Below are 2,086 nucleotides of genomic sequence, written 5' to 3'. Positions count from 1 at the left end.
TCTATCGCACGAAAGCCCATGCCATTGAGATAGAGGTTCAAGCAGTGTGCCTTGACCTCTAAGGAATAACCTTGAGGGGTGTGAGTTTCACGAAATTGACGACCGCAACTGTGACACAGATAGTTCTGGATACCCTTGCGTCGTCCGTTCTTGACGGTTTGGTTGGATTGACAGTGTGAACATTGCATCATACTTCTATTGTGCAACGCCGAAATCAGAATTCTTTTTCCGTCCCGTTTTGCAGTCCTCCAAATATCCTTGTTGATCGGCGATCGCCAAAATATCTGGTTTTCCTGATACCTTAACCAGGAAACTCCTCCCTGTAATTTCAAACCAGTTCTCCCCCTCCAAATACAGTGTGTAGCCCTCTGTCTCCAACTCAGCAGCACGCCTTCGCAATAAAGCCTGATGATTGGCGTTCCACTTAGCCGAGTCAAAATTAGAACTTAGCTTTTCGTACTTATAGTGAGTGCGAAACCAAATTGCCCAGCGACACTGAACTTCATCTGCCATCAATCGAGCCAGCCACGTTACCCATATAGATGGAAACGGCTTTGGTTCCCCAATCATCCTGTACCCCCAACCTGCTGATATTTAATAACCACGAAACAGAAGGCAACGCTCCTTCCATTCCCAAGCGAATTCAGCAGAATAATACGTTTGAACTACTAGAAGTGGCAAGAATATATTGTCATTTGGAAAACTCTACAACAGCGGTTTTCGCCTAAATTTCTTGTGATACATCTGCCGCAACGTCTGTAGATACTCTGGTTCAGTCTCAGTCGTCACCCAGATATGATGTGCCAGTGCTAATCGCTGCTTGTGCTTTTCAGAAGGAATTCTGCGATGTTCCCCCTGTGAAAACCAATGGTGGACTGTAGTTAACGAGCAATCACAGATGAACGCTAACTCCTCGCGTGAAACATCCCAATTCTTGAGAAATTCATCGAGTTCCATCTGCTCGTCATCCAAAGGCTGAAGATATGTCCTTAATGCACTCCAGTGTCGATGAGTCAGGGGGCGGGGAGCAAGAGCCATAGTCAGAGCGGTTGTCACAGCGACAAAACTTAAGGCTTATTTTAGCTTCATAAAGGAGTAGAACTAATGTATTATTCCTCCAATTGAACTTGGAGTGATCAAAGCTGCGATCGCCCAACTCAAATTATCATTCCAACCTCCTGCCTTCATTAAAATTAGGGAACTGTCCTATGAGTACCAAGACAATCCAATGCAGGCTCGTTGCAACTGAAGAAACTCGCCGAACCCTTTGGCAGTTGATGGCAGAAAAACATACTCCTCTAATCAATGAGCTACTGAAGCACATCGCTCAAGATTCTGATTTCGAGGAGTGGTGCCACACAGGTAAAATTTCCTCTGAAACTGTTAGCAAAGCCTGTAAGCAACTAAAGCAAGATCCTCGATTTGCAGGACAGCCAGGAAGGTTTTATACCTCAGCGAACACAACCGTATACCGAATCTTCAAATCTTGGTTGGCTCTTCAAACCCGCCTCAGAAATCAGATTGCTGGTCAAACCCGCTGGTTAGCTATTCTCTAGAGTGATGATGAGTTAATAGTTGCTAGTCAGAGTGATATCAATACTTTGAAAGCGAGAGCCAGTGAACTTCTCACGCAAATGAATGAGCCAGACTCAGAAAGCAACAAACCACAAGCTAAGAGAACCCGCAGTAAGAAGAAAGGTAAGCAAGCGACAAAACAGGCAGAGGTAAATGTTGCTAGTGCTCTCTTCAAACTTTATGACGAAACAGAGGAAACCTTAACTCGATGTGCGATCGCTTACCTACTTAAAAATGGTTGCAAACTGCCCGTTCAAGATGAAGATTTCAAAAAGTTTGCCAAACGTCGTCGCAAAACAGAAATCCGTCTTGAACGTCTGCTCAACACTCTTCAACGCACAAGGATTCCAAAAGGACGAGACTTATCTTGGCGTACTTGGTTAGAAACCTTAAACAAGGCAGCAACCTGTTTTCCAAAAGGTGAAGACGAAGCAGCTGACTGGCAAGCTAAACTCCTGACCGAGCCAGCTACACTGCCCTTTCCAATTAATTATGAGACCAATGAGGATCT

General features: G+C 44.8%; 2 protein-coding genes and 2 pseudogenes. 1 reads left to right on the top strand and 3 read right to left on the bottom strand.

The features are described from left to right. The 3 genes and pseudogenes from H6G00_RS34995 to H6G00_RS15145 all read right to left on the bottom strand — a co-directional run. Positions 1-188: pseudogene (locus H6G00_RS34995) on the bottom strand (IS1 family transposase); the annotation flags it as partial. Positions 189-195: 7 nt separating this feature from the next. After that, complete coding sequence (locus H6G00_RS15150) at positions 196-570, bottom strand: hypothetical protein (protein ID WP_190797395.1); 375 nt, start codon at positions 568-570, stop codon at positions 196-198. A 135-nt stretch (positions 571-705) separates the two neighbouring features. Continuing rightward, positions 706-1,038, bottom strand: coding sequence for a hypothetical protein (locus tag H6G00_RS15145; RefSeq protein WP_199318504.1), 333 nt, complete (start codon positions 1,036-1,038; stop codon positions 706-708). A 170-nt stretch (positions 1,039-1,208) separates the two neighbouring features. Between H6G00_RS15145 and cas12k the strand changes: the two are divergent. Then, positions 1,209-2,086, top strand: a pseudogene (cas12k, locus tag H6G00_RS35410) (type V CRISPR-associated protein Cas12k); the annotation flags it as partial.

Source organism: Leptolyngbya sp. FACHB-541 (assembly GCF_014695875.1).
Classification (GTDB): Bacteria; Cyanobacteriota; Cyanobacteriia; order Elainellales; family Elainellaceae; genus JAAUTN01.
The sequence above is the reverse complement of the archived record's forward strand: the minus strand, read 5'-3'. Positions and strand labels throughout refer to the sequence as shown.

What these genes read in the sequence shown, in the direction of transcription:
- H6G00_RS15145 (WP_199318504.1), bottom strand. Translation starts at nt 1,038, where the DNA reads ATGGCTCTTGCTCCCCGCCCCCTGACTCATCGACACTGGAGTGCATTA.
- H6G00_RS15150 (WP_190797395.1), bottom strand. Translation starts at nt 570, where the DNA reads ATGATTGGGGAACCAAAGCCGTTTCCATCTATATGGGTAACGTGGCTG.